The 19,826-nt window shown below is 69.7% G+C and carries 13 protein-coding genes; 11 read left to right on the top strand and 2 right to left on the bottom strand.

Features of this window, described 5'->3' with window-relative positions:
- Window positions 1-80 precede the first annotated feature (80 nt).
- Complete coding sequence (exaC, locus tag OG395_RS09115; RefSeq protein ID WP_327242425.1) at window positions 81-1,604, top strand: acetaldehyde dehydrogenase ExaC; 1,524 nt, start codon at window positions 81-83, stop codon at window positions 1,602-1,604.
- Window positions 1,605-1,820: 216 nt separating this feature from the next.
- Here exaC and OG395_RS09120 read toward each other — a convergent pair whose 3' ends face one another.
- Window positions 1,821-3,155, bottom strand: a complete 1,335-nt coding sequence (locus OG395_RS09120; RefSeq protein ID WP_327242426.1) for an integrase — start codon at window positions 3,153-3,155, stop codon at window positions 1,821-1,823.
- The gene (locus tag OG395_RS09125; RefSeq protein WP_327249286.1) at window positions 3,146-3,343 is read right to left on the bottom strand and encodes a helix-turn-helix transcriptional regulator; all 198 of its coding nucleotides are present in this window, start codon (window positions 3,341-3,343) and stop codon (window positions 3,146-3,148) included. Before OG395_RS09125 ends, OG395_RS09120 begins: the two co-directional genes overlap by 10 nt.
- Before the next feature lie 599 nt (window positions 3,344-3,942).
- Here OG395_RS09125 and OG395_RS09130 point away from each other — a divergent pair.
- The 10 genes from OG395_RS09130 (at window position 3,943) to OG395_RS09175 (ending at window position 19,826) form a co-directional block, all read left to right on the top strand.
- Window positions 3,943-5,421: a sugar transferase gene (locus OG395_RS09130; protein WP_327242427.1), complete on the top strand. Its 1,479-nt coding sequence runs from the start codon at window positions 3,943-3,945 to the stop codon at window positions 5,419-5,421.
- 73 nt (window positions 5,422-5,494) lie between these two features.
- Entirely contained in the window at window positions 5,495-6,814 is a 1,320-nt protein-coding gene (locus tag OG395_RS09135) for a nucleotide sugar dehydrogenase (protein ID WP_327242428.1), read from the top strand.
- Complete coding sequence (locus tag OG395_RS09140) at window positions 6,804-8,069, top strand: glycosyltransferase family 4 protein (RefSeq protein ID WP_327242429.1); 1,266 nt, start codon at window positions 6,804-6,806, stop codon at window positions 8,067-8,069. The genes OG395_RS09135 and OG395_RS09140 overlap by 11 nt, the downstream gene beginning before the upstream one ends.
- Window positions 8,066-9,463 (top strand): Wzz/FepE/Etk N-terminal domain-containing protein, encoded by a 1,398-nt coding sequence (locus tag OG395_RS09145; protein WP_327242430.1) that lies wholly within the window; start codon window positions 8,066-8,068, stop codon window positions 9,461-9,463. Before OG395_RS09140 ends, OG395_RS09145 begins: the two co-directional genes overlap by 4 nt.
- Window positions 9,460-10,980 carry a Wzz/FepE/Etk N-terminal domain-containing protein gene (locus OG395_RS09150; RefSeq protein ID WP_327242431.1) on the top strand — a complete coding sequence of 507 codons (1,521 nt, stop codon included), beginning with the start codon at window positions 9,460-9,462 and terminating at the stop codon, window positions 10,978-10,980. The genes OG395_RS09145 and OG395_RS09150 overlap by 4 nt, the downstream gene beginning before the upstream one ends.
- 2 nt (window positions 10,981-10,982) lie before the next feature.
- Complete coding sequence (asnB, locus tag OG395_RS09155) at window positions 10,983-12,911, top strand: asparagine synthase (glutamine-hydrolyzing) (RefSeq protein WP_327242432.1); 1,929 nt, start codon at window positions 10,983-10,985, stop codon at window positions 12,909-12,911.
- Between the two features lie 25 nt (window positions 12,912-12,936).
- The gene (locus tag OG395_RS09160) at window positions 12,937-15,117 is read left to right on the top strand and encodes a bi-domain-containing oxidoreductase (protein WP_327242433.1); all 2,181 of its coding nucleotides are present in this window, start codon (window positions 12,937-12,939) and stop codon (window positions 15,115-15,117) included.
- Entirely contained in the window at window positions 15,114-17,066 is a 1,953-nt protein-coding gene (locus OG395_RS09165; RefSeq protein WP_327242434.1) for a heparinase II/III family protein, read from the top strand. Before OG395_RS09160 ends, OG395_RS09165 begins: the two co-directional genes overlap by 4 nt.
- Before the next feature lie 8 nt (window positions 17,067-17,074).
- Window positions 17,075-18,592 (top strand): right-handed parallel beta-helix repeat-containing protein, encoded by a 1,518-nt coding sequence (locus OG395_RS09170; protein WP_327242435.1) that lies wholly within the window; start codon window positions 17,075-17,077, stop codon window positions 18,590-18,592.
- 1 nt (window position 18,593) lies between these two features.
- Entirely contained in the window at window positions 18,594-19,826 is a 1,233-nt protein-coding gene (locus tag OG395_RS09175) for an O-antigen ligase domain-containing protein (protein WP_327242436.1), read from the top strand.

The following is a 19,826-nucleotide window of genomic DNA, read 5'->3' on the forward strand; positions in this document are numbered from 1 at the left end:
AGGTTGCAACGTTCCCGTCCCTAGCCTCGCGCCGAGGGCCGTCCAACGGCGGGCGGCACCGGATCCGGGAGGCCACAGAGATGACCCGTTACGCTGCGCCGGGCACCGAGGACGCCATCGTCTCGTACGAGTCCCGCTACGACCACTGGATCGGCGGCGCGTACGTCCCGCCGGCCCTCGGCCAGTACTTCGAGAACCCGAGCCCCGTCAACGGGCGCCCGTTCACCGAGGTCGCCCGCGGCACCGCGGAGGACGTCGAACGCGCCCTGGACGCGGCCCACGCCGCCGCCCCTGCCTGGGGCGCCACCGCGGCCGGTGAGCGCGCCTCCGTCCTCAACCGGATCGCGGACCGGATGGAGGCGCACCTCGAGGAGTTGGCGGTCGCCGAGAGCTGGGACAACGGCAAGCCGGTACGGGAGACCCTGGCCGCCGACATCCCGCTCGCGATCGACCACTTCCGTTACTTCGCGGGCGCGTTGCGCGCCCAGGAGGGCTCGCTCAGCGAGATCGACGACGACACCGTCGCGTATCACTTCCACGAGCCGCTCGGCGTGGTCGCCCAGATCATCCCGTGGAACTTCCCGATCCTGATGGCGACGTGGAAACTCGCTCCGGCGCTCGCCGCGGGCAACGCGGTGGTCCTCAAGCCCGCGGAGCAGACCCCGGCCTCGATCCATGTGTGGCTGAGCCTGGTCGCCGATCTGCTGCCGCCGGGTGTCGTCAACATCGTCAACGGATTCGGCGCGGAGGCGGGCAAGCCTCTCGCCTCCAGCCCGCGCGTCGCGAAGATCGCCTTCACCGGCGAGACCACGACGGGGCGGCTGATCATGCAGTACGCCTCCGAGAACATCAAGCCAGTGACGCTGGAACTGGGCGGCAAGTCCCCGAACATCTTCTTCGACGACGTCTGGTCGGCCGACGACGACTTCCGTGACAAGGCCCTCGAAGGGTTCACCATGTTCGCCCTCAACCAGGGCGAGGTCTGCACCTGTCCGTCGCGGGCGCTGATCCAGCGCGGGCACTACAGCGAGTTCCTGGAGGCGGGCATCGCCCGCACCGAGAAGATCGTGCCCGGCCACCCGCTGGACACGGACACGATGATCGGCGCCCAGGCCTCCAACGACCAGTTGCAGAAGATCCTTTCGTATCTGGACATCGGCCAGCAGGAGGGTGCGAAGGTTCTGTCGGGCGGACAGCGGATCGAGTACGACGGAGAACTGGCGGGCGGCTACTACGTCCAGCCGACGATCTTCGAGGGCGACAACCGGATGCGGGTCTTCCAGGAGGAGATCTTCGGCCCGGTCGTCGCCGTGACCTCCTTCTCGGACTTCGACGACGCCATCAAGACGGCGAACGACACGCTGTATGGGCTCGGGGCGGGCGTCTGGACGCGGGACATCAACACCGCGTACCGGGCGGGCCGGTCGATCCAGGCGGGCCGGGTCTGGACGAACTGCTACCACGCTTACCCGGCTCACGCCGCCTTCGGCGGATACAAGCAGTCCGGTATCGGCAGGGAGAACCACAAGATGATGCTTGAGCACTATCAGCAGACCAAGAATCTGCTCGTGTCCTACTCGCCGAAGAAGCTCGGCTTCTTCTAGACACAGAAAAAGGGCGCCTGACCAGGCAAGATGCCCGTCAGGCGCCCTCCGCAGCGCACGACTAAGCGGTAAGTCGAGATGCGCCCTTACTCCCAATATCTCCCACTGGTATCCCAGCTCTGACCAGCAGTTCCGGGGCATTTCCGGGCCAAGGTCCCGCTAAGTCGCCCTCCGCGTCGCCCATCGGCGCCTCCCACCGCTGCATGGACTCCTCGATCAGCCGGTTCGCATGGTTCCGCGCTTCGGCCAGGAACTTGGCGTAGTAGCGGAAGAGGACCTGGATGCTTTGTCCGGCGCGGCGCGCGCACTCGACGGGGTCGACTCCGGAGGCCAACCAGAACGAGATGCCGACGTGGCGCAGGTCGTAGGGGCGCTTCGCCAGCTCAAGGGCGTGCTCGTCAAGGGCAGGAGCGGCCTCACGCGCTCGCCCCCAGGCAATGCCGTACGCCGAGGCATCGATGTAGTTCCCCGCTGCGTTGCGGAAGAGACGTCCGTCGGTGCCACTCCAAAGGTTCCTATGTGCTCGCGCAACATGCGGACGAGCACTGGTGGGATAGGAACCGGCCGCGTGGCCTTGGCTGCTCGCCGTTTCAGGGAGTGGATCTCATGGACAGCACCGTCATCCGTCCACTCCTTACCTGCAGTCACCACACCACCCTTCAGGTTCGGAAGTCCCCAGCCGCTCGTTGGCAGGCGGCACTGAGATTTCTGCAGGTGGATGACCTCCGCCGGACGCATGGCGGCGTAGTACATGCAGCCGAAGAAGGCGTACAGGTGAGGGCCACGGCCCGGTAGGGCCTTGACGGCGGCAAGAAGTCGGGCGACCTGAGCCGGGTTCGGTACGCAGTCGGGATCGACTTCGTCAGCGACTTCCGGTCCCGTCCAGCGAAGGCCGTTCAGCGGGTTCTGTGCGAGGTATCCGCGTTCGACGGCTACTCCGAACACCTCGTTGACCGCTGCCCTCTTTCGGTTCACAGTCTTGGCGGCAGCAGCCGCCCCGTCGACCTTCCGGCACAGGGCGTCGAGCCCCCGCCGCAGTACGTCCGGCTCCTCCAACTCGCTGACAGGCAGCGAGTGGCGCTGCAGCCAGTCCAGGGCGGCCTGCCACTCCTCCCGGGCATCGGCGTTCCAGGCATTCTTGTTGAAGGCCCACGAGTACAGCGCGCGTCGCAGTACGCGAGGCGCCCGGTAGACGGCCCCTGGTTCAACGAAGGCCGGAGTGATAGTCGCCAAGGCGTCTGCAAGGGTGCGGCGCGTATTTCCTGGGGTGCGGTCCCACCGTTGCTCGATGTACTCCCGGGCCAGAACGTACCAAGTGGTCCGCTGCTTCAACGCCCGGATTTCGGAGGCCGGCAGACCTGACTGGGTGTCGAAGGGTTCACCGTCGCGAGCGGCGGTCATCAGCTTGGAGCGCCGACTCTCCGCGAGCCCTTTGGTGAGGAAGGACTCGGACTTCTCACGTCCACTAACCGTCCAACGGACCTCAAATCCCTTGCGCCGATCCGGCCGCTCGCGGATCTCCCAGAACCGGACCTTGTAACTCATCGCCATGCAGACGTATCCCTTTCACACGCCTCCCACCACGCGTCTAGGTCGGCGCGGCGGCAGCGCAATTCACCATTGGGCAGCTTGATCATTCGGGGTGCCTGACCGCGAGCGCGTAGGCGGTAGAAGGCCGACGGACCTATCCGGATTTCCGCTTTGACCTCGGCGAGCTTGAGCGCAGGTGGACGAGCCATTGATGTTTCCTCGGGCATTGCGGATTTGTCGGCCGCCCAAGCGGCAGCGCGCGACTCGCACCCACCGTTGTGTCCGCCGCGCAATGATCGGCGGTCGTCGGCCGGCGACGGCAGGGAGGTAGAACCCTCTTTCTCCTTTCTCCGGGTAGCAGAAAGCTCGTTCGAGGCCGGTCGAGCGACGGCTGTTACAGAATTCCGTGCCGGTCTCGCAAGGTTGAGCCGTGGTGCGCGCGGGTTGGCGTGGCGCGCGCTGTGCCGGGTGTGCCGGTATCGAACGGGTGGATGCAGTGGTCAGTGATTGACGGGCACCCGGGTAGTTGAATGCGTGCCAAATACATGCGCGTGTGACGGAAATGTCTGCATTTCGTAACACGCATCAAGGTGTCTGACACAAATCGGGCGATCGGGCCAAAGTGTGCGCTCTCGGCGTCACGCCGGGACCGATCAACGCTCGGGCCGCACGGTCCGGGCCTAGCCGGGATGTCATGCGGCCGGCGTGGGCCTCCCGAGGGGAGGAACAGTGCGGGGGGCGTGGGCCTCCCGGGAGGAGGAACAGTGTTGGGCGAACACGTCGAGCCACTGGGGACCTGGGGGGTTCGGTGCGGCAAGGGGGACTAGTCAGCCCGTTTTCGCCGGCGCGCGAGCGTCTGGCGAACGGCGCGATCAGACAGCCCGCTATCGAATGGGAGCAGCGGTACCGCCGTGCCGTGATCACCAGCGATACCGCGGCCACCGCCTTCGTGGTGGCGGCCATCGGCAACTTCTTCGGAGCCCGGGACGCGGCCAACTGGCATGAGAAGTGGGGAATTCTCGCATTCGGCACCGAGCTGCTGGTGCTGGGGGCGCTTGCGGTGAGCCGGTCGTGGGCTCCGGCCGTACTCGGCCAGGGCGCCGAGGAATTCCGCCGGCTCGGACGCTCACTGTTCGCGGCGACCGTCGTACTGGCGCTCGGCGGGATCGCCCTCACCTCGCGCAACATCAAGCTCTGGATCTTCGTCGCGATCCCCGCGATCGCGCTCATCACCGTGACGGAGCGGTATCTGCTGCGCCTCTGGCTGCACAAACAGCGAAAGGAAGGACGGTGCCTGCGACCGGTGCTCGCTGCCGGGAGCCTGGCCACCGTCAGCGACCTGGTCACCCGAACCCGCAAGTTCCCGCACCTCGGCTGGCGGGTGGATGCGGTGTGCACGACGGACGGTCTCGGGCTCGACGGTGACCAACTGGACGGAGTGCCGGTCGTCGGCCGACTGGCGGATGTCGCGGGCCACGTCCACCGCGACGGCTACCGTGTCGTCGCGGTCACACCGGACCCGCACTGGTCACCGGACCGGCTGCAGCGGCTTGCTTGGAACCTCGAAGGCAGCGACGCCGAGATGGTCGTGGCCCCCGTGCTGATGGAGGTGGCCGGCCCGCGGCTGCGCATCGACGCGGTGCTCGGGATCCCGCTGCTGCGGGTCAGCATGCCGACCTTCACCGGGGGCCGCCGGGCGGTCAAAGGGGTCGTCGACCGGATGGGCGCGGCGATCCTGCTGATCCTGTTCGCGCCGCTGATGGTGTTCATCGGGCTGCTCGTGCTGGTGGACAGTAGGGGTGGGGTGTTCTACCGCCAGCACAGGGTCGGCAAGGACGGCCGCGAGTTCACCATTCTCAAGTTCCGCACCATGGTCGCCGGGGCTGACGGGGCACGTGCCGAGCTGGCCGACCGCAACGAGGGCGCCGGCCTGCTGTTCAAGCTCCGTCGGGATCCGCGGGTGACCCGGGTGGGAGCAGTGCTGCGCCGGTACTCGATGGACGAGCTCCCGCAGCTTTTCAACGTGCTCACCGGATCGATGTCGCTCGTCGGTCCGAGGCCTCCGTTGCCGGGGGAGTCCGCTGCGTACGGCCCGGACATCCGGCGGCGGCTGCTGGTCAAGCCCGGACTCACCGGCCTGTGGCAGATCAGCGGACGCAGCGACCTGGCGTGGGAGGAGGCGGTCAGGCTGGATCTGCGGTACGTGGAGGACTGGTCGCTCGCCCTGGACACAGTGATCTTGTGGAAGACGCTGCGTGCGGTGCTCTACGGGCAGGGGGCCTACTGATGCGCGGGGGTCGCCGTCCGGCCGGCGCCCGGACCGCAGGCCGGGAGGGCCTGCCTGGGGAGAGGAACGGGTCATGAGAGTCAGCGTTTTCGGGCTCGGCTACGTGGGCTGCGTGTCGGCCGCGTGCCTGGCCAGCATGGGTCACGAGGTCATCGGGGTGGACGTGAACCAGGTGAAGGTCGACCTGGTCAACGACGGCAAGGCCCCGGTGGTCGAGGAGCGTATCGGCGAGCTCATCGCCGAGGTCGTGCGGACCGGAGCGTTGCGCGCTACCGGCGACGTCCGCGAGGCGATCATGGGCAGCGAGGTGTCGCTGGTCTGCGTGGGCACGCCGTCGGAGCCCAACGGGAGCCTGTGCACCACGTACTTGGAGCGGGTCATCGAGCAGATCGGCGCCGCGCTGGCCGAGCGGAGTGGGCGGCACACCGTCGTGTTCCGCAGCACCATGATCCCGGGCACCTGTCTGAACCTGCTGGTACCGATCCTGGAGAAGTACGTCGGCGGCACGGCCGGGATGGACATCGGGGTCGCGGTCAACCCGGAGTTCCTGCGCGAGGGCACGAGCGTGCGGGACTTCTTCGACCCGCCCAAGACCGTCATCGGCGAGCTCGACCCGGCAAGCGGCGATGCGGTGTTGGCGCTGTACGACGGCCTGCCCGGCGAGGTGTTCCGGGTACCGGTCCCGACGGCCGAGGCGATCAAATACGCGGACAACGCGTTCCACGGCCTCAAGATCGGCTTCGCGAACGAGCTGGGCGCGGTGTGCCAGGCGCTCGGGGTGGACTCGCACCAGGTGATGGACGTGTTCCTGGCCGACCGCAAGCTGAACATCAGCCCCGCCTACCTACGGCCCGGCTTCGCCTTCGGCGGCTCCTGCCTGCCCAAGGACCTGCGCAGCCTGGTCCACACGGCGCAGCGGGCCGACGTCTCGGTGCCCATCCTCTCCCATGTACTGCCCTCCAACTCCGACCATCTGCAGCGCGCGGTGAAGCTGGTCGAGCGCACCGGCAAGCGCCGGGCGGGCCTGTTCGGGTTGTCCTTCAAACCCGGCACCGACGACCTCCGCGAGAGCCCGCTCGTCGAGCTGGCCGAGAGGCTCTTGGGCAAGGGTTACGACCTGCGGATCTACGACGCCAACGTGAGCCTCTCCCGGCTGCTCGGCGCGAACCGCGAGTACATCGAGACCCGGCTGCCGCACCTCGCGCAGCTGCTCGCGGATTCCGTCGACGAGGTGCTTGAGCACGCCGAGGTGTGCCTCGTCGGGACCAGGGATCCGGCCGTGCTGTCGGCGCTGCCCCACGGCGCCGACGGCCCGGTGATTGTCGACCTCATCCACCTTCCCGACGCCGAGACGCGCCGGGCCGAACCGGGGTACATGGGCCTTGCTTGGTAACACGACCAGCGGCGACCGGGCGGACCGGTGCGCGCTGATCCTGGTGGAGAACCTGTCGGTGCCGTTCGACCGGCGGGTGTGGCAGGAGTGCACGACACTGCGCGACGCGGGCTGGAAGGTGCACGTCATTTGTCCCCAGGGGAGTAAGCGGGACACGGAGCCGGAGGCGGAGATCGACGGGGTGCGGATCCACCGCTACCCGTTGCGCGCGGCCACCGGAGGGCCGGCCGGCTACCTGCGGGAGTACGGAACGGCGTTGTGGCACACGGTCCGGCTGGCCCGCAAGGTCGGCCCGGTCGACGTGGTGCACGCCTGCAACCCGCCGGACCTGCTGTTCCTACCCGCGCTGTGGATGAAGCGGCGCGGGGCGCGGTTCGTCTTCGACCAGCACGACCTGGTCCCCGAGCTGTACCTCTCCCGGTTCGACCGCGGCGAGGATCTGCTCTATCGCGCCGTGTGCGCGCTGGAACGGCTGACCTACCGGGCCGCGGACGTCGTGCTCGCCACGAACGAGAGCTACCGGGACGTCGCGATGCGCCGTGGCGGTCGACGCCCTGAGGACGTCTTCGTGGTACGCAGCGCGCCCGCGGTCGAGCGGTTCCAACCGGTGCCGCCCGAGCCGGAGTTGAAGCGCGGCAAGCCTCATCTGCTGTGCTACCTCGGCGTCATGGGCCCTCAGGACGGCGTCGACTACGCCTTGCGGGCCCTCGCGAAGCTGCGTGACGAGTTCGGGCGGACCGACTGGCATGCGGTGTTCGTCGGCGCCGGCGACACCTTCGACGCGATGGTGGAGCTGTCCCGGCGGCTCGGGCTCGCCGAGCAGGTGCAGTTCACCGGGCGCATTCCGGACGCCGACCTGGTGCGCTACCTGTCCACTGCGGACGTGTGTCTTTCCCCCGACCCGCACAATCCGCTCAACGACGTATCGACCATGAACAAGGTCCTGGAGTACATGGCCATGAGCCGGCCGATCGTCTCGTTCGACCTCCGGGAGGCGCGAGTCTCCGCCGGTGACGCCGCCGTCTACGCGCCCGCCAACGACGAAGTTGCATTCGCTGAGCTCATCGCGCTGCTCCTTGACGATCCGGAGAAGCGGGCCCGGATGGGCAAGATCGGCCAGGAGCGGGTCGGCGGACCGCTTTCCTGGCGGAACTCGCAAGCGTCCCTGCTCGCCGCCTACGCCGCTGCCTGCGGTGACCACACTCCGGTGTCGGCGGGCAACACGGTCCAAGCAGGGAAGAGAACGCGGCGTTGAACGATGACACGATCCGCCTGGTCACCATCGGGCGGATTCTCCGCCGGCGCTGGCGGCTTCTCGCCGTCCTCACCGTGGTGGGCGCGCTCGTCGGCTACGGCGCCTCGGTGCTGCTGTTTCCGCCGCGATACACGGCGTCGGCATCGGTGCTGTTCCCTGGGCAGTGGGAAGAGCGCGCGCTGCTGACCCAGGTGGACATCGCGACCAGTTCCTCGGTGGCCGACCGAGCGGCTGCCACGCTCGGCTGGCAGGGCGTCAGCGGCGCCGACCTGCGGGACCGAGTGAGCGCCAAGGCCGCTGACGGGAACATCATCAAGATCTCGGGCACGGCCGACACGCCCGAGCGCGCGCAGCTGCTCTCCGACCGGATGGCCCAGCAGTTCGTCAGCTACGCCGCGCGGATCGCAGGCGGCAGCCCCGACTCCGACGCGGCGTCGGGGACCGAGGCGCTGCGGAAGCAGGTGGCGGAGACCAATCGCCGCATCACCGACCTGGCCAATGCGGCCGATCCGGGGCAGACCGTGGAGAGCGTGCAGACCCGCACCGAGCTCGAGAAGCTGCGCACCTCGCTGCAGGAGTCCATGAACAAGCTGGACCAGGCCGACCCGGCCGCCACCAAGGTCAACATGGTCGTCATGGGACCGGCGGCCCGGCCGACCGGCGAGGCGCCGCCGACGCGGATGCAGCTCATCGTCGCCGGGGCGCTGCTGTTCTTCCTGGTCGCGGTCATCGGCCATCTCACCGCCGCACGGATGAATCGCCGATTGCGCACCGAACCGGAGATCGCCGCGGCGCTGGGCTCGGCGCTGCTGGGTACCGTCGACGTACCCGGTGAACGGCCCGCGCACCGACCGGAAGACCGTGACCCGCGGGCCCGGATCCGCCGGCTGCTGGGCGTCGACATCCGGTGGGACCTACCGACCCCGCAGACGTCCGGCGACGAGGCCAGCAGGCAGACCCGCTACCGGCGGGTGTGCGCCCGCCTCCGGGACCAGCTGCCGGCCCCCCGGCAGCTGCTGGTTGTCGTCCCGGAGGGCGACGAGATCGCCCGCCTGGCCGCCGGGCAGCTCGTCGCCGAGGCCGAGAGCGATCCTTCCCCAAGCTCTTCGAGCAGGGGATACCCCATGCTGCGGGTGGTGGGGGTTTCGGTGTCCCAGCCGATGGTCCCGGACCGCGACAACGAGTCCGGCGTCCTGATCGTGCTCAGCGCGGGCAACTGGACCGCAGGGGAGCTCGCCGACATCGCCCAGGCGTGTGCGGACGCCGAGCACGAGATCGTCGGCATCGTCCTCGCCGGCACGGTCCGGATCAGTTCGACGCGGTCCGCCGGCCATCCATGGGATGCCGCCGTGCCGGCGCTCGCGATTGGCGACGTAACGGGAGGTTCAAGGTGACGACGAGTACATCTTCGGAGTCGTCTGCCGCCGCTCCGCTGCTGGACCTGCAGGCGCTGGTGGTGGCGGTGCGGAGGCGGCGCCGCCTCTGGTGCTCCATGGCGCTGCTGGGACTGCTCGTCGGCGCCGCGGTGGCGGTCCTGCTGCCATCGCCGCCGACCGCGGTGACCAAGGTGCTGGTCGCGCATCAGGAGGACCAGCCGAACGACCCCGGAACGCTGATCCGCACCGACGTCGCGCTGCTGCAAACCACGCGGATCGCCGACAAGGCCCTGAAGTCCCTCGACTCCCCGGAAAATCCAGAGAACTTCATGCAGGACTACGGGGCCATGGGCTTGACCAACAACCTGCTGCAGATCACTGTGACAGGTGACAGCGACGCGGAAGCGGTGACCCGCGCCAAGTCGCTGGCCGATGCGTTCGTCGCGGACCATGTGAGGCGGATACAGGAAGCCGCGAACGCCGAGTCCAAGGCCCTGCTCGACCAGCGTGACCGAATGCGGGACGATCTCGCCAAGGTCAACAAGGCCATCGGAAACGGATCGCCGGAGAGTGGGCCGACGGCGTCGTCCGACCTGGAGTCGCTCTACACCCGCCGGGCCGAACTCACTTCGCGGATCACCGATTTCGGCCAGCGCGCCGCGGAGGCACGCATCGGCACGCCCCAGCTCATCGCCGGCACACAGATCGTGGACGCCCCGCGCGCGGTGCGGCACTCCCTGCTCAGGGCCGCTGCCACCAACGCCGGGATCGGACTCGTCCTCGGGCTCGTCCTCGGGCTCGCGGTGGCCGCGGTCGGCACGGTGGTGGCGGACCGCCCCGTGCTGCGCAGGGAGATCGCGGCGAACCTGGGCGCCTCGGTCATCGCGGAGCTGCCCCGCCGGTCGGGCAGGCTGTGGCAGCGCCGACGGATCCGGGCGGCACGCGAACGGCTCACCGCGTCATTGGCCCGCACCGTGCGCGGCTCCGCGGAACCGGTGTCGCTGCTGGAACTGGGCTGTGCGCGCAGCACGAGCGTGATCGCGCTGGACCTCGCCAGGGCACTGGAGGCGGATGGGCCAGTGGTCATCATCGACGGTCTGCCCGGCCCGCAGCTCGCCAAGCGCCGCCCGAAGCCCGGAGATCCGACGGTGGTCAGCGGCGAGCGTGCCGCGGCCGTGCCGCATCAGGAGCGCCGGCTCGGCGTCGGCTCGGTGGCGCCCGGCGCGGCGTGGGCCGACCTCCAGTACCTCGGCACGCTGACCGTGCTCGTCGTGCGTGCCGGGCACAGCAGCGCCGCATGGCTGCACACCGTGGCGCGGCAGCTCGCGGACCAGCGCATCCCGGTGATCGGTGTGGTGCTGATCGACCCCGATCCGCGTGACCGGACCGACGGCACGCTGTGGGACGGGCTGCACACCGCGCTGCGCGGCCAGAACGAGCGGCTGGCCCGACAGACCGGGACGGGCCGACGGCGGGCTGAGCGGCCGCCGATGTGGGCGGCACGGGTCCCGGACAGCGACCAGGAGGCGCGGTAGACATGTGTGGCATCGCAGGCACTTACCGATGGCCGGACGGGAAAGTCGTGGCCGACCGGCTCACCGAGACCCTCGCCCACCGCGGTCCGGACGGAGCGGGCCGGTACAGCCACCCCGTCGGTGACGGCGAAGTGCACCTCGGGCACCGCCGGCTGGCCATCATCGACCTGTCGGAGACCGGCGCCCAGCCGATGGTCTCGGGCGGCCTCGTCCTGACGTACAACGGCGAGCTGTACAACGCGCCCGAGCTACGTGCCGAGCTGGCAGCCGCTGGGGTGCGCTTCCGCGGTACCTCCGACACCGAGGTGCTGCTGGAGGCCTGGCGGCGCTGGGGCACGGACTGCCTGCCCCGGCTGCGCGGCATGTTCGCGTTCGGGATCTTCGACGAGCGCACCGGTGACCTGGTGCTCGCCCGCGACCAGCTCGGCATCAAGCCGCTGTTCCTGCTCCGGCGCGGCGAGGGGCTGGTGTTCGCCTCCGAGCTCAAGGCGCTCGCCGCCGTGACCGGTAGGTCGCTGCAGGTGGACCATGCGGCGCTGGTAGCCTCACTGCTGTACTACTGGGTGCCGGACTCACGGTGTGCGTTCCGCGAAGCGGAGAAGCTGCCGCCGGGGAGCTGGCTCCGGTGCCGGCCCGACGGCCGGGTGGAGCTCGGCCGGTACTGGCATCTGAGGGACGTCGCCGCCGAGGGCCGGGAGCGGGCCCGGAGCGGCGAACAGCCGGACCTGGCTGCCATCGTCGAGGAGTCGACTCGGCGCCACCTGCTCTCCGACGTACCGGTGGCGACCTTCCTCTCCGGCGGTCTTGACTCCAGCTACCTCACCGCGCTGGCGGCCCGCGACCGCCCCGGGATCTCCGCTTACACGATCGGGTTCCGCGCCGAGGACGCCAAGTTCGAGGCGATGCCGGACGACCTGCGCTATGCCCGGCAGGTGGCCGAGCGGTTCGGCGTCGACCTGCATGAGATCGAGATCGCTCCGAATGTGCTCGACCTGCTGCCGCAGATGACGTACGACCTGGACGAGCCGATCGGCGACCCCGCCGCGATCAACACGTTCCTGATCTGCTCGGCCGCACGAGAGGCCGGGGTCAAGGTGATGCTCTCGGGGATGGGTGCCGACGAGTTGTTCGCCGGTTACCGCAAGCACCTGGCCAACCTGCTTGCGCTGCGCTACCAGCGCATCCCGCGACCCCTGCGGCGCGGCTTGTCCGCGACCGTGGACCGGCTGCCGGTCGCCACGGCCCACCGGGGGTACCGGTCGGTGCGCTTCGCGAAGCGGTTCCTCTCCTTCGCCGACCTGCCGGAGGAGACCGCGTTCCGGCGCAGCTACACCATGTACGACCAGGAGGAGCTGCTCGCCCTGGTCAATCCGGACTTGGCCGGGACGGTCGAGGACGTGTTGACCGAGCATGCGGACATCTACCAGGACAACGACCTCGACGACTTCGTCAACCGCATGTGCCTGGGCGACGCCCGGATGTTCCTGCCGGGCCTGAACCTCACGTACACCGACCGGTCGAGCATGGCCGCGTCGACCGAGGTGCGGGTGCCGTACGTGGACGTCGAGGTGGTCAAGGCGGCGTTCGCCGTGCCCGGCGATCGCAAGATCGTCGGACGACAGGGCAAGGCCGTCCTCAAGGAGGCGGCCACCTCGATTCTGCCCCGGGAGATCGTGTACCGGCCGAAGGGCCTGTTCAGCGCCCCGCTGCGCGCCTGGATGAGCCGGGATCTGGCACCGCTGGTGCGCGAGGTGGTGCACGACGGCGTGCTCGTCAATTCCGGGTTCCTGCGCCGCGACGCGCTGGCGCGCATGGTCGCCGAGGACGCCGCCGGGCAGCGGGACTTCTCCAAGCATCTGTGGCACGTGCTGACCCTGGAGTACTGGTATCGCGGCGCGACCTCTGGCTCCGGCCAGAGCCAGACGGCTTGACGGCATAGAAACACGAGGAGCTCGGGTGAAACAGGTTGTGCAGAACTACAAGAGCGGCGAGTTGGCGGTGCTCGACGTGCCGGTGCCGGGGTGCAAGCCGGGCGGGGTGCTGGTCCGCAGCGCCTACTCGCTGATTTCCACCGGGACCGAGCTCATGAAGGTGTCCGAGGCCGGCATGTCGATGGTGGGCAAGGCCCGTTCCCGTCCGGACCAGGTCGCCAAGGTCATGCAGAGCGTGGCCACCAACGGGGTGCCCGCCACTTACCGCAAGGTGATGGGCAAGCTGGACTCCTACACGCCGCTGGGCTACTCGCTGTGCGGGGTGGTCGAGCAGGTCGGCACCGGGATCGACGACGTGGCGGTCGGCGACCTCGTGGCCTGCGCCGGCAATGAGCACGCTTTGCATGCCGAGCTGAACTGGGTGCCGAAGAACCTCTACGCCCGGGTGCCGGACGGCCTCGCGCCGCGGCACGCGGCCTTCGGCACCGTCGGGTCGATCGCGATGCAGGGCGTCCGCCGCGGCGAGCCGCAACTCGGCGACGTGGCGCTGGTCATCGGCCTCGGGCTGATCGGGCAGCTGGTGGTGCAGCTCCTTGCGGCCTCAGGGGTCCGCGTCGTCGGGGTCGACCCCGACCCGGTGCGCTGCGAGCTCGCCGAGCGCCTGGGTGCTGCGGCCTGCGGCGATCCCGCGTCCGCGGCCGTGGAAGCCGTCGTCGCCGAACTCACCGGCGGTCACGGCGTGGACCAGGTGTACCTGGCCGCCGGCGGCGGCAGCAACCAGCCCGTCGAGCTGGCCGCCCGGCTCTGCCGGGACCGCGGCCGGGTCGTCGACATCGGCAAGTGCCGCCTGGACCTGCCGTGGAACGCGTACTACGAGAAGGAGCTCGACGTCCGGTTCTCCCGCAGTTACGGCCCCGGGCGCTACGACCCGGAGTACGAGCTCGAGGGGCGGGACTACCCGATCGGCTACGTGCGCTGGACCGAGCGCCGCAACCTGGCGTGCTTCCTCGATCTCCTCGCCCGCGGCCGCGTCGACGTGGAGCCCCTGGTCTCCCACATCGCCGACTTCGATGACGCCGTCGAGACGTACCAGCGCCTGAAGGACGGCGACCTCAAGGCCGTGGCTGTGCTGTTCCGGTACCCCGAACACGCGGGGGAACCGGAAGCCCCGGCGGTGGCCGTGCCCGCGGTGCGACGCAGCGGCGGAGCGCCCACCCCAGCCCGGTCCGCCAAGACGCCGGTGCGCCTCGCGTTCGTCGGCGCGGGAAACTACGCGACGTCGATGCTGCTGCCGCACCTGGCACAACGCGACGGTGTCGAGTTGTCCACGGTCGTCACCACGACGGCGCTGTCCGCGGCCAACGCGAAGCGGAAGTTCGGCTTCGCCGAGGCGACCACCGATCTCGACGCCGTGCTCGGCGACAAGTCCATCGACGCGGTGTTCGTCGTCACCCGGCACAGCTCGCACGCCGAACTGACCCGAAGGGCGCTGCTGGCCGGCAAGACGGTGTTCGTGGAGAAGCCGTTGGCGCTCACCGAGGACGAGCTGGCCGGTGTGCTCGCGGCGGTGGAGGAGTCCGGCAACGACCGGCTGCAGGTGGGCTTCAACCGTCGGTTCGCGCCGCTGTTGCAGGAGGCCAGGAAGCGGTTCGGCGCCCGGACCGGTCCGGCGAGCCTCCGCTACCTGGTCAACGCGGGCCGGCTGCAGCACGGCAGCTGGTACCTCCAACAGGGCACCGAGGGCTCGCGCTTCGCCGGTGAGGGCGGACACTTCATCGACACGGCGAGCTGGCTGCTCGAGGCCGACCCGGTCTCGGTGTACGCGGTCGCCACGTCCGGCAACGAGGACCTGCAGGTCGTGCTGCACTACCCGGACGGGTCCACCGCCACCATCAGCTACGTCACCACCGGCGCGCCCAGCTTCCCCAAGGAGACGCTGGACCTCGTCGCGCACAACAAAGTGCTGCGGCTCGACGACTTCGTCCGTGCCTCGGTGTACGGCCGCAAGCGGTGGGTCAGTTCGCGGCTGCCCAAGGCCCGGGACAAGGGCCAGTCCGCCGAGCTGGCCGCGTTCATCAAGGCCGTGCGGACCGGCGGGCCGATGCCGGTGCCGCTGGAGTCGCTGGCCGCCACCACAGTGGCCACCCTCGCCGTGCAGGCCGGCCTGGCCGGCGGCGCGCCGGTGACGTTGGAGAGGCCGCGATGACCATGAGCGCGGGCTGGTACCTGCGGCGCCTTTCCCGGATGGGGCCGCAGGAGGTCGGCGGCCGGGTGGGCGACGCAGTGCGCAGACGGCGGTGGCGGTCGGCGCGGCCGGACTGCCCGAGCGTGACGGGCGCCCGGTTCACCGCGGTCCTGCCTGCCGGGACGATCGCCGCAGTGCCTCCGGACGCGGCGAAACGGCTCATCGCCGAGGCGGACCGGCTGATGTACGGGCACGCCGAATATTTCGGGGTGGTCCGCGACGACCTGGCCGACCCGGACTGGTGGTGCGACCCGAAGACCGGGCGCCGGGCTCCGTGGGGCTACGCCTTCGACGTGCCGTACCGGAACGAGGACGCGGTCGGGGACATCAAGCAGATCTGGGAGCTGTCCCGGCATCAGTACCTCACCGTGCTCGCCGCCGCCTACGCGATCACCGGGGACGAGCAGTACGCCGAGCGAGTGGCCGCGCACCTGCGGTCGTGGTGGGCGGCCAATCCACCGCTGCGCGGGGTGCACTGGATCAGCGGCATCGAGCTGGGCATCCGGCTGCTGTCCTGGGTGTGGATTCGCCGGCTGCTCAACGGCTGGCCGGGCGCGGCCGGGCTGTTCGAGGGCAACCCGGTGGCGGTGAACCAGATCTGGCACCACCAGCGCTGGCTGGCCGCCTTCCCCAGCCGGGGGTCTTCGGCGAACAACCACGTCATCGCCGAGGCCGCCGGGCAGTTCGCCGCAGCCTGCGCGTTCGGGTGGTTCCCCTCCTCGGCGCGTTGGCGAGCCGACGCGCTGCGGTCGCTGGAGCGGCATCTGCGAGGCAACACCTTCGACTCGGGCCTCAACCGCGAGCTGGCCACCGAGTATCACGGACTGGTGCTGGAGCTCGGCCTGGCCGCGGTGGCCGAGGCGGATGCCGCAGGCAGGCCGGTCCCCGCGTCGATCCGGCTGGTGCTGCTGCGGATGACCGACGCGCTCGCGGCCATCGTGGACAGCCGGCTACGGCCGCCGCGCCAGGGGGACGCGGACGACGGGCACGGGCTGGTCGTGGACGGCGCGGGCACCGACCGCTGGGCCTCGCTGCTGGCTACCGGGAACGCGGTGTTCGGTCGGCTCGACTGGTGGCCGGCGGTGACCGGCACCGATGTGCGCACCCCGCTGCTGGCCGCGCTCATCCGGCCCACTGCACCGGCCGTGTCCCGCCCGGCAAGCCGACCGGCCCATTTCGCCGACGCGGGCATGACCATCCTGCGTGGTCCGGCGGAGATCTGGTGCCGCTGCGACGGTGGTCCGCACGGATTCCTGTCCATCGCCGCGCATGCTCACGCGGACGCGCTGTCCGTGGAGGTCCGGCACGACGGAGTCGACGTGCTCGCCGACCCGGGGACGTTCTGCTACCACGGACAGCCCGAGTGGCGGCAGTACTTCCGGTCGACCCTCGGCCACAACACCCTGCAACTGGATGGCGGTGACCAGTCCGTCTCCGGCGGCCCGTTCCTGTGGACCCGGCATGCCCGCAGCAACGTCCTGGTCGCGGACACATCCGGCGCTTCCGACGGGGGGACGGCCCGATGGTGCGCCGAGCACGACGGTTACCAGCGCTCCGTGCACCGCCGCCGGGTGGATCTAACGGCCGCGAGCCAGGAGCTGAGGGTGGTTGACGAGGTGCGCGGCCCGCGCCGGGCCGTGCACCTGGCGTTCCACCTCGGCCCGGCGATCGCCGCGGACCTGGTGGGGAACCGGGCAGTGCTCACCTGGACCCGGGACGGCGAGGACCGCTCCGCGGCGCTCGACCTGCCCGGGCAGCTGTGCTGGCGGGCGCATCGCGGCGAGAGTGACCCGCCGCTGGGCTGGTACTCCGCCGGCTTCGGGCGCAAGGAACCCACCACAACGCTGGTCGGCACCGGCTTCGCCGACGGCGCGGAGGGGTTCACCACCGTACTCAGGTTCCGCGGCTAGGGGGGCGCATGGGGATCAAGAGGCAGCACTGGGCGTTGGCGGCGGTACCGCTGGCGCTGGCCCTGCTGGCGGCGACCGGCTGTGAGAGTACGCCGGGCGCCGGGGCAAAGCCGGCCGCGCCATCCACGCCCGGGGCCCGGGTGTGCGCCAAGCCCGCGGCCGGGCCGGCGAAGGCGCCGGCGGGCGCGGTGACCGTCGACCCCGCGGTGGTCGGTGACCTGGCAGCGAAGACCAAGAGCAGCCCCCCGAACACCACGTTCTGGCTTCGACCGGGCAAGCACAGGCTCGACCCGGACCGCTACGCCCAGGTCATCCCCAAGGAGGGGAACCGCTACCTCGGTGCGCCGGGCGCGGTGCTCGACGGCTGGAAGAAGAACCAGTACGCGTTCGGCGGTACCGCCCGCAACGTCACCATCCGCTACCTGACCGTGCAACGTTTCGTGGCGCCGCGCGACGAGGGCGTGGTCAACCATGACTCGGCCGACGAGTGGGTGATCGAGCACGCGACGATCCAGCACAACTCCGGCGCCGGGCTGATGGCCGGTGCCCGCCAGCGGGTCCGCGCCAGCTGCCTGCGCGACAACGGTCAGTACGGCATGAACGCGTACAAGGCCACCGGCCGTATCAGAGGCCTGGTGGTCGAGGGCAACGAGATCGTGGGCAACAACACCGACGACTGGGAGCGGCGGCGGAAGGGCTGCGGCTGCACCGGAGGCATCAAGTTCTGGGCCGTCAACGGCGCCGACGTACGCGGCAACTGGGTGCACGACAACCGCGGAACCGGGTTGTGGGCGGACACCAACAACAACGACTTCCGCATCGAGGACAACGTGCTCGAGGAAAACGACGGTGCCGCGCTGATCTACGAGACCAGCTACAACGCGGTCATCCGGAAGAACACGATCCGGCGGAATAACTGGGTCGAGGGCCGCAAGTACGCCGAGCGTGGCGACAACTTCCCGTTCGCGACCATCTACCTGTCCGAGTCCGGCGGCGAACCACGGATCCGAGCCCGCACGGACAAGATCGAGATCTATCGGAACGTGCTGGAGAACAACTGGTCCGGGATTACTCTGTGGGAAAACGCCGACCGATTCTGCAACAGCCCGGCCAACACCTCGTCCGGTGACTGCACGTTGCTGGTGAAGAACACCGATCGCTGCGCACAGCCGGCGATCGCCACCGCACCGCTCTACGCCGACTGCCGGTGGAAGACCCAGCGGGTGGACATCCACGGCAACCGCTTCGTGCTGGACAAGTCCGTCGTCGCCTGCACGGTGAAGTGCGACCGAATGGCAGTGCTGGCCAACTACGGCACCTATCCGGACTGGTCGCCGTACCAGGGCGAGCGGGTGGCCGAGGCGATCACCAGCAAGCAGCACAACCGCTGGCACGACAACGTCTACCTCGGACCATGGAAATTCGTCGCCCACGACCCGAGCCGGATCCTCAACTCCGGGCAGTGGCAGGGCCCGCCGTACCAGCAGGACGCGGGCAGTACCTTCCGCGCAGGGGACGGTGGTTGAGATGAGCACGGACCACACGCCGAAGATCGTCGGTACAGTCTGGGGGCTGCTGATCCTCAACACGCTCGGCTCCGCCGGGGCGGACACCATCTTTCCGCTGCCCCGCTCCCTCATCCAGATGCTCACCATGGGCTCGCTGGCCGCCGCGTTCTCGCTGGTGCTCGCAGTCAATCTCCGGCTGCGCATCCGAGCCAGCGCCTTCGTGTTCCTGCTCACCCTGCTGCTGGTGCTGAGCGTGATCTCCAGCGCGAGCCTGGACTCCGGGTTCGGCGCGCTGTTCCGCTGCGCCCGGCTGGCTCTCTTCGTCGGCACGCTGTGGCTGCTCAGCCGCTGGTGGGACGGCGGCCTGACGTTCGTCCGGCACCACATCCGGATGTACTTCGCGGTGCTCGGGTCGGTAGCCGCCGGCCTGGTCATCTCACCGGGCGCGGCCATGCCCGAGACTTACGGCGGGCGGCTGGTCGGCGCGTTGTGGCCGCTCACCCCGCCGCAGATCGGACAGTACGCCGCGGTGATCATCGGGCTTACCGTGCTGCTCGTTCTGGGACGCCGGACCACCAGGGGCAGCGCGGCCCTCGTCATCGTTCCGTCACTCGTCCTGCTCGCGCTGACCCATACCCGGACGGCCACGGTCGGCCTGCTCATCGGGCTGGTGCTGGCGATCGGCTCGCTCGTCCTGACCAGCGCCGCCGCCCGCCGGTTCTTCGCCTGGGCGGTGCTGGTGTCCGCGGTGGCGGCGGTGGGGTTCGCCTCCGCGCTGCAGGCGTGGTTCCTGCGCGGACAGAGCCAGGAGTACTTCACCAGCCTCACCGGTCGGGCCAAGGTCTGGCACGCCCTGCTGACAGCACCCCGGACAACCCCGGAGTACCTGTTCGGCGTGGGCCTGGGCGACAAGTCGTTCGGCGGGCTGCCGATCGACAACAGCTGGCTGGCCGTTTACAACGAGCAGGGTATGACCGGCGTCGCCTTGGTGGCGGCGATCATCATCGTGTTGGGCGGCGTCGCATTGCTGCGGCCACCGTCGCTGTCGAGAGCCTGCGCGATCTTCCTGATCAGCTACTGCGCGATCGCGTCGTACACCGAGGCCGGGCTGGGCGACGCCTCGCCGTATCTGCTGCATCTGGCGGTGGCCGCTTCACTGCTGGCGGCACCTGCCGTGGCCGCTCCCCTCTCGACTCCCGAAGTCCCTCGACGACGCGTCCCGCGACGGGCCCAGAGATCGGAGGTGACCTGA

Source organism: Streptomyces sp. NBC_01320, from assembly GCF_035974375.1.
Taxonomy (GTDB): domain Bacteria; phylum Actinomycetota; class Actinomycetes; order Streptomycetales; family Streptomycetaceae; genus Streptomyces; species Streptomyces yanii.